This window comes from Streptomyces sp. ICN903, assembly GCF_022015835.1.
In the GTDB taxonomy this organism is placed as follows: Bacteria; Actinomycetota; Actinomycetes; order Streptomycetales; family Streptomycetaceae; genus Streptomyces; species Streptomyces fenghuangensis.
The window spans coordinates 1-8,031 of record NZ_JAKMAY010000124.1 but is presented as its reverse complement, the minus strand read 5'-3'; the positions used below and the strand labels follow the sequence as shown (position 1 = coordinate 8,031).

At 72.2% G+C, this 8,031-nt stretch carries 5 protein-coding genes; all 5 read right to left on the bottom strand.

All coding sequences use genetic code 11. From position 1 onward, the window contains the following. Positions 1 to 307: 307 nt before the first annotated feature. On the bottom strand, positions 308 to 1,243 hold the full coding sequence (locus tag L7D48_RS14735; protein WP_237879889.1) for a phosphotransferase: 936 nt from the start codon (positions 1,241 to 1,243) through the stop codon (positions 308 to 310). A gap of 5 nt (positions 1,244 to 1,248) precedes the next feature. Beyond that, positions 1,249 to 3,921 (bottom strand): ATP/GTP-binding protein, encoded by a 2,673-nt coding sequence (locus L7D48_RS29310; RefSeq protein ID WP_308312284.1) that lies wholly within the window; start codon positions 3,919 to 3,921, stop codon positions 1,249 to 1,251. Between the two features lie 420 nt (positions 3,922 to 4,341). Beyond that, on the bottom strand, positions 4,342 to 5,397 hold the full coding sequence (locus L7D48_RS14725) for a CBS domain-containing protein (protein WP_308312283.1): 1,056 nt from the start codon (positions 5,395 to 5,397) through the stop codon (positions 4,342 to 4,344). Next, positions 5,394 to 7,205 (bottom strand): DUF262 domain-containing protein, encoded by a 1,812-nt coding sequence (locus L7D48_RS14720; RefSeq protein WP_237879888.1) that lies wholly within the window; start codon positions 7,203 to 7,205, stop codon positions 5,394 to 5,396. Before L7D48_RS14720 ends, L7D48_RS14725 begins: the two co-directional genes overlap by 4 nt. A 371-nt stretch (positions 7,206 to 7,576) precedes the next feature. Continuing rightward, positions 7,577 to 8,031, bottom strand: a 455-nt coding sequence (locus L7D48_RS14715; RefSeq protein WP_237879887.1) for a carbonic anhydrase, incomplete at its 5' end; no start/stop codon positions are given.

Below are 8,031 nucleotides of genomic sequence, written 5' to 3'. Positions count from 1 at the left end.
CCCGGCCCCCGGCCTCCCGGGCGGCCGTGTACAGCGCCGCCCGGAACGTCCGCCGGTCGGTTTCCGGCAGCGGCCCGTCCTTCGGCCGGAAGAAGCCCGTGGCGCCTCGCGGCAGCGTGAACGCTGCCTCCCTGTCTGCGGCCATGCGGCTCATTCTGCCGGGAGCGACCCCTCCGGCGCTCCGGGCCGCCGCGTTGCGCGGCTCGCCGGGGCTACGGGAGGAAAGCCCGGTTCGCCGTAGCCCCGCCCCCGGCCCGGGCGCCGGGGGCGGGGGCGGCGCTACGGCGCGGCCACGGCTCCGGATCATTCATTCGAGCCGGGTCGCGGCGGACTCCACGGAGTCGACGAATTTGATCATCTCCGTGTGGTAGGTGCTCCTGGCCGGATCGGGGAAGCGGACGTTGTGCCGGTAGTAGCGGTGGAAGGCGATGATCAGAGCCGCGTGCTCGATCTCCATGGGCAGCGCGGCGGCGTCCGCGTCCGTCAGCGACACGATCCGCCGATAGCCGGTGACGAGAGCTTCCAGCCGCTCCGGAACGAGGATTCCGTCCTCCTGCGCCAGTCCCACGGCCGCCATGCCGAGGTCGAGGAGGGGGTCGTCGAGCGAGATGGTCTCCCAGTCCAGAACGGTCAGGCTGCCGTCCTCGCCCACGATGATGTTGTCGTCGAAGAGGTCCCCGTGCACGACCCTCCTGGGGCGGTCGCTCTTGGCCTCCGCGCTGCGGATGCGGTCGAGCCGGCCGTTGAGCCAGTCGGCGAAGCCGGTGTCGGTGAACTGTGGGATGAGGGAGCGGTGATGGTCCGACAGCCTGCGAGTTCCGACGGGGATGTCGTCGAGCCCCGGGGACTGGGGGGAGAGCGTGTGAAGCCGGGCGAGAACGCGTCCGGCCTCCGGGAGGAGCTGAGTCGGCAGCGGCTGCCTCACCACCCCCTCGACCCATTTCTTGAGGATGACCGGACGGCCGTCGAGCTGAGCGGTCAGAGCCCCGTCGGCGGCGGGGACGACCTCGGTGGTCGGCACGCCCAGACGGAAGACGGCCTGGGTGTGTGCGGCCAGACGCCGGGCGCTGGGCAGGTCGTGGTTGTCGAGAATGGTCAGGACGTACGTACCGGAGGTACTGGTCAGTTTGAAGCTGGAGTTCGCCGCGCCCCCGGTCAGGGGCTCCAGCCGTGGCTGATCCAGCCCGTAGCTCCGGGCGACGGCGGGCAGGTCGATCTGGTCCAGCGTGGTGTACTTCGCCACCCGTTCTACTCTCCTGTGGTCGTGCCGGTTTCCCGGCGGCGGTCCTCGACGATGGCCGTCCAGCGGGCCCGGACCCGCTCCCGGCCGTCCAGCCAGTGCGCCGGGGGCAGGCCGGGTGGGGGCTCCTCCCCCGTCATGAGGTGGGACAGCTCCGCCAGGTACGCGAACTCCTCGCCGCGTACGCACTCTCCCAGTCGGGCACGCGCCTCGGCCAGCAGTCCGGGCGAGCCGAGGACCGCCGCGTGCAGGCACGCGGCGAACCGGGCGTAGGCGACCGAGGAGGTCAGTCCGGCCCCGCGCGCCTGCGCGGCGGTCTCCTCTGCCCGCCGCGGCAGGTCAGGGGCGGCGCCCGCGTCCCGTACGAGGGCGGCGATACGGGTCTGGATCTCAGCCCACCGGATCGACACCCCCTGAAGCATCTCCTCGGCGCGGGCGATCTGCTCGGCCGCGCGTGGGCGGTCCTGGAAGGCGGCGGCGAAGGCCAGACAGGCCTGGGAGAGCGCGGCCTCGCCCGGCTGGCCGAGCCGCAGCGCCTCGTCGCGTCCCGCCGCGTACGAGGAGCAGGCCAGGGCGGTGTTCCCCTGGGTCCACCACAGATCGCCCAGGACCCGGTCTCGGCGGCCCTCCGCACCAAGGGTCTCGGCGGCCTCCCGCACCTGGGGGAAGCGGCCCACCCGGCGGGCCAGGTGCACCAGGCCGCGTGCTGCGGTGGGGGCGAGCCGCCCTCCGGAGTCGGCGACCTGCCTCATCCCCTCCAGGGAGCGGTCGAAGTTCCCCAGGTCCCGTTCGCACTCGGCGAGGAAGTACCGGGGCAGTTCGAGCAGCGGCCCGGGCAGCCGCCCGGAGTCCAGCACCGTGCGCAGCCGCTCGGCGGTCAGGCCTCGGTGCTGCCTCTGGCGCCGGGCGATGGCGGACAGTGCCATGGCCAGCGCCTCGGCCGCGCTCCCGATCGCGTCCGGGGCCGGGTCCGGGTCCGCTGCGGCCTCCGGGGAGCCGGGGATCTCGACGGGCTCCCAGACGAAGTCGTCGACGTAGCGGAAGGCCGCGTCCGTCAGCCACCCCAGGTCCAGGCCGTGGTCGCGCGCCAGGCGCATGCCCTGCCGCAGCGCGGCCACCAGACGGGTGCGGTCCCCTGCCGCCTCACGGCCCAGGGCGTCGAAGGTACGCTGTGCGGCCCTCCGCCAGTCGGCCGCGCTCCAGCGGTCCTCGCTGGTGGAGTCGGCCTCCCGGACCGCCTCCCGGACCAGCTCGTGAATCCGGTACGGCCAGGGCGCGCCCGGATCGCTGTCCACGAACGGGCGCTCGACCAGTTCCAGCGCGGGGGCGTCGTGGTCGAGTCCGGCGGCGGCCGAGGCCAGCTCCACGGAGAAGGAGTCCAGCAGGCTCACCGCGCGCAGTACGTGCCGCACGCCCGGGCTCAGGTCGCGGAAGGTACGCGCGACCAGGGCGGGGAAGTCGAGGTTGAACTCGCTCGGCTGCGGTGAACGCCCGTACCGCCGGTACAGGTCCAGGAAGCGCATCACCGCGAGGTCTAAATACAGCGGAAGACCATGGGAGTTGGCGGTCACCAGATGCCGGGTCCGCTCGTCCATCAGCGGGCGGCCGTCAACGGTGAGCCGTTCGCGCAGGTACGTCTCGCAGTCCTCCGCCGACAGATAGCCCACGGTGTGCTGGCGCGGCTCCCCGCTCGCGCCACCCGCGAGCTGGGGCCAGAAATGCGTTCCCGCCCAGTCCAGTTGGCCCTCGAGTTTCGGGTCGTCCCACTGGAGGCGGTTGCGGCCGGTGACGACGAACAGCGTGTTGGGCATCAGCCACACCACGCGCTGGATCAGTCTCTCCAGATCACGGTGGACGCGGTCGCCGACGTCCTCGAAGGTGTCCAGCAGGACCACCAGTGTCGCCCGGTGCTTTTCCGGCACCCTGCTCAGGTCCCACGCCAGCAGGTGGGCGTAGTAGCTGAGCGCCTCCAGGTCCGCGTCGGCCTCCAGCAGATCGGCCAGCCGCCGGCACTCGGCCAGCGACCGTACCTGGTGGCGGCGTTCCCGCAGCGCCCGTACCAGTGAGCGCAGCCCCTGGCCGACCAGCGCGCCCGCCGTGCCGGGCAGCGCCACCGCCTGTGCCACGTCGGCCAGGGCCGACTGCATCTGCCCCGACATCGTCCGCGTGCCGGGGAAGCGGCTGAACCAGGTGCGGCGCCGCAGGTACTCCTCCAGCGACTCACCGGGGTGGTTGCGCTCCCAGTAACGCTGGAGGGCGATGTCGAACGTCGGCATGGGCTGTCCGAGCTCTGCGGCGGCCAGCCGGAGCGCCAGCATCAGCGACTCGAAGTCCCCGCCCGAGTCCCGGGACAGGTCCACCCGGACCGGCACCACCCGGCCCGCCTCCGGGCCGAGTGCGGGCCAGTCGCCCCGGCCTCCCTCGCCGTCCGCCAGGTGCTCGGCGATGCCGCGCGACAGCGTGGACTTGCCGATGCCGCCCACCCCGTAGAAGACGAGCACGTTGCGGCGCGGGGACTCCAGGTCCTCCACGTCGAACCCGGGCTCCCGCACCCACCGGGTGTGCCGTATCAGGCTCTCCGCCACCGTGTCCCACTCGTCCCGCCGGTCGGCGAAGAAGTCGACCGCTTTGACCTCATGGTCGTTGGACCGGAACAACGCCCGCAGATCCGACCGAGACACCCAGACACCCCCGACTCACGTGTTCTCCGATCACCCAAGCGCATCAGGGTGCTGACCGCCAGTCAAGCGGGGGTCACTCTCCGGGCAGAACCAGGGGTGCCGGGGGCGCTCTCTCATTGCCTGCGCAGCCCTGCGCCCACCGGCCCGGAGCCGGCGGGGCCGCTTTGTCATCAGCGGGCTGCCCGCCCCGCAGGGACCGGACTTCGCAGGCGTCACGGGAACTCATCGGCCGAGGCTTCATGCGCCGCGATGCCGTCGCCACCGGTCTCGCCTGCCCTGGGACCCGGGCGTCGTCGAAAGCCGTGCCGATCGGGTCGGAATGCTCGGGCGCCGGATGTCTGACCGGTGACCCGGTGCCGGGGGTCGCGGAACGGGGGCCGGAACCACGTCCGGCCCCGGCAGGGGGCCGCCGGGACCGGCTCAGGTGAGCTGGCGGAGCAGGGTGACGAACTGGCGCAGTTCCTCGGTCTTGCCCGGCGGCAGCGGTTCGGGGTCGAAGTGGGCGATCTTGTTGCGGATGCCGCGCACCCGGTCGAGCTGGCGGACGAACTCGTCGCGGTCCACCACCTTGTCCCAGCCGAGCGCCGCCCAGTTGCGGTCGGCGGCGGCGCACGCCGCCTCCTTGCGGTGGCCGTGCTTGTTGCGCTGGTCGCCGTCGAGGAGCTTGACGTAGTCGCCGAACATCAGGTCCGTGATCCGGCCGGTCTTCTCCCGCATCTGGACGGCCTTGACGGCCTCGGCGGGGATCTTCGGGCCCAGGCACCTGCGCAGCCGGTACTCGATCTCGCCGACGAGGAAGAACGGGCGCGCGGTGTCGTCGAAGCGCTCGGTGATGTCGGCCGCCGTGACGATGCCGGTGACCGTGCCGTCGTTCTCCCGCACCAGCACGTAACCGTGCTCCCGGATGGTGGGCAGCAGGGAGAAGAACTCCTGGTAGGTCTGGGCGGACGGCGGGTCGGGCTCGACGGCGTCGTCCAGATCCAGGTCCTTCCCCGTGGCGAGGAGCATGGCGACCGAGCGCCAGGTGACGACGCCCCTCAGGCCGGAGTCGCCGTCCAGGACGGGCACCTGCGAGTAGTTCTTGGTCTGCATCAGGTACATCGCCCGGGTCAGCGGGGCCCCGGGCGCGATGCACTCGACGCCGCGCCGCGCGGCCGGGATGTCGCCGATGGTGAAGGGCTGCTGGGGCAGCGCGCCCCAGGGCAGGCCCTCGTCCTCCTCCTCGGCCTCGCTGTCGGGGGCCGTCCCCGAGGCGGACTGAAGCAACACCACCTGGAACTCCTCCCGCAGCCGGCGGGAGGCGAAGTCCGGGTCCGTGGTCAGGCCGGCGTCCTTGAGGGCCTGGGTGATGTGCAGGACGGTCTGGTCGTCGCGCGTGCGCACGCCGAAGACCTCCAGCAGGCCGGAGACCGTCAGCGTCCGGCCGCCGAGGGCGCGCAGCTCCTCCTCCGAGGGGGTGTGGGGCACAGTGTTCACCGGGCCTGCGCCTCACGGAAGACGGTCTGCTTGCCCATCGCGGCCTTCACCAGCTCCAGAAGCTGCTTGGCGCGGCCGTCGTAGAAGCGCTCGAAGTCGCCCTCGTGGAGGGCGGCGGGGTCGATGAGGTGGGTGGCGAGCACGTCGTCGAACCACTCCGGTCGCATGCCCGACTCCTGCACCAGCGTCCTCAGGTACGCGGACGGGGCGCCCACCATGCTGCGGCCGGCCCGCAAGGACAGCGGGGTCTTGTTGACGATGGAGTTGACGCGGCGGGCGTACTCGACGGGGGCGTTCTTCTCGACCCAGTTGCGGGGGAAGATCTGCCGCACGTCCACGTTCTGCTCCACCAGGCGGGCCGGGGTCAGCGGCGACTCGGTGAAGTACCAGTCCACCGCGCCCTGCTTGACCAGCAGGGCGTAGACGCCCTTGTAGGCGGCGCTGTTGCGGGTGGCCAGGCTGTCCAGGCGGTCGTCGAGGAAGGCCGCCTCGGCCACCGTGTCGGGGGCGGGGGCGTCCGCGTCGCGGATCCAGGCGATGAGCTGCTCCACGTCGCGCGGGAAGCGGCTCTCGGTGGAGCCGCCGTACATCTCGCCGAGCACCCCGCACCAGTACCACCGGTCGACGCGCTCCTCGGCGCCGGGCGCGTCCGTCTCGGCGCCGACGATGGCCCGCACGGCGGCCAGCGGGACGAGCTGGGTGCGGTAGGGCAGGTCGGTGGTGCGGACGATGGCCTGCCGCTCCAGGAAGGCGCCCACCCAGTGGAAGGCGTCGGCCAGGCGGGGCGCCAGGCGGTCGAAGTCGGCCAGCGGCAGGTCCAGCAGGTCGCGGCGCTTGCAGGAGACCGCGGCGCGCGGCTCCTCCTGCTTGCGCTCCCAGGTGCGCACCAGGGCGACGGCCTGGAGGAAGTCGCTGCTGCTCAGGCCGTCCTCGACGCCGGCCTCCATGCGGCCGAAGACCGGGTGGGCGGAGGTCAGCTTCCGCTTGATCGCGGACCACACGTCCGGCAGGCGGTAGTAGTCGCCGTGCTCGGCGACGTGCTCCTGGTCGCCGGCGTAGGTGGCGGTGAGGAGCTCGAAGACGTTGAGGGGGACGCCGCCGGTGTTGACGCGCTCGAAGACGGCGCAGACCGCGTCCATGGTGGTGGAGGCCGCGAGCTTGATCATCGGGACCTGGAAGGACTTGACGTTGTTGAGGACGTTCTCCTCGAACTGCGACCAGCGGTCCCAGTTCTCGTCGGCGATCCCGACGAAGATCCTCTTCCAGGCGTTGACCTTCTGGGTGTCGAACACCAGGTGGATCGGGAAGTGGCCGGCCGCGCACTCCAGCTCGGGCGTGGTCAGGTCGATCGTCTCCCGGCGGGGGAAGCCCGTCTTCAGCATCCGGTCCTCGGGGACGGAGACCACCGCCTCGTCGCGCTCGGAGGGCGCGCCGATCGCCTTGGCGATGTCGACGTAGTACCAGCGCCTGAGCTGCTTGCCGCGGGTGTCGACCGTCTCGACCGGGTCGCCGCGGTGCAGGGCCTGGAAGAGGGAGGTCATGCGCTGCTGGCCGTCCAGCAGGAGCAGGTCGGGCACCCGCTCCTCCGTGCCCTCGGCGCCCTTGAGGGCGCGGGCCTTGAAGGGGGACTTGCCGCCGGTCTCCAGGGCCATCACCACGCCGAGGGGGTAGTCGAGCGTCACGGTGGCGATGAGCGCCCGGATGCGCTCGTCGTCCCACTTCCACTCGCGCTGGAAGTCGGGGAGCTGGAGGACCCCGGAGGCGACGTCCCTCAGGACGTCCTTGAGCTTCGGACTGTCGAGCGCCACGCCGTCTCTTCCCCACGTTCGGCCGGATTGTTCAAAGGACAATTGCAGCAAGCGACTTGACGCAGCGTCAAAGGATCCCTCCGCTTTTCCCGCACCACCGCAGGGATCCGGCCAGGGTGTCGGAGCTGCGCGCGGAGGGCCCGCCGGCCGGGCCCGGCCGCTCCGGTGCCGGGAAACCCGTGTTCAGGGGGTATGAGGGGAACGCCCGGTTCGCCGGAACGCCTCGCGCACGGCACCCGGCGGGAGGAGGTATCCGGTGCGTTTTCGCCGCCCCGCCCCGGCCCGGTGGCCCACAGGGCGAGGCAGGGGCGGGGACCGCCGCCCGGCGGGTTGCGGCGGGCGGCGGCCCCGGGGCCGGCGGGATGCGGGGATCAGGCCACCGGGGTCTTGGCGTGCACCTCCTGGAGGAGCTCCGTCCCCAGGTCGAGTACGAAGCCGCGCACGGAGTCCTTGTGGGGCACGAAGGGGCTGGCGTGCACCCGCGCCATGGAGGCCCGGACGCTGTCCGCGGCGTCGGTGAAGCTGCCGGGCTCCCAGTCGGGCCTGGCGCCGGTGTCCCGCTCCACCGCGCCGAGGAACTCCTCGTCGGTGAAGGTGGCCATGCCGCAGTCGGTGTGGTGGACCAGGAGGATCTCCCGGGTGCCCAGGAGGCGCTGGCTGACGGCCAGGGAGCGGATGACGTCCTGGGTGACGATGCCGCCGGCGTTGCGGAAGACGTGCGAGTCCCCCGGGCTCAGGCCGAGGAGCCCGTACACGTCCAGACGCGCGTCCATGCAGGTGACGACGGCCGTGCGGCGGGCGGGGGGCATCGGGAGCGGTTCCCGGG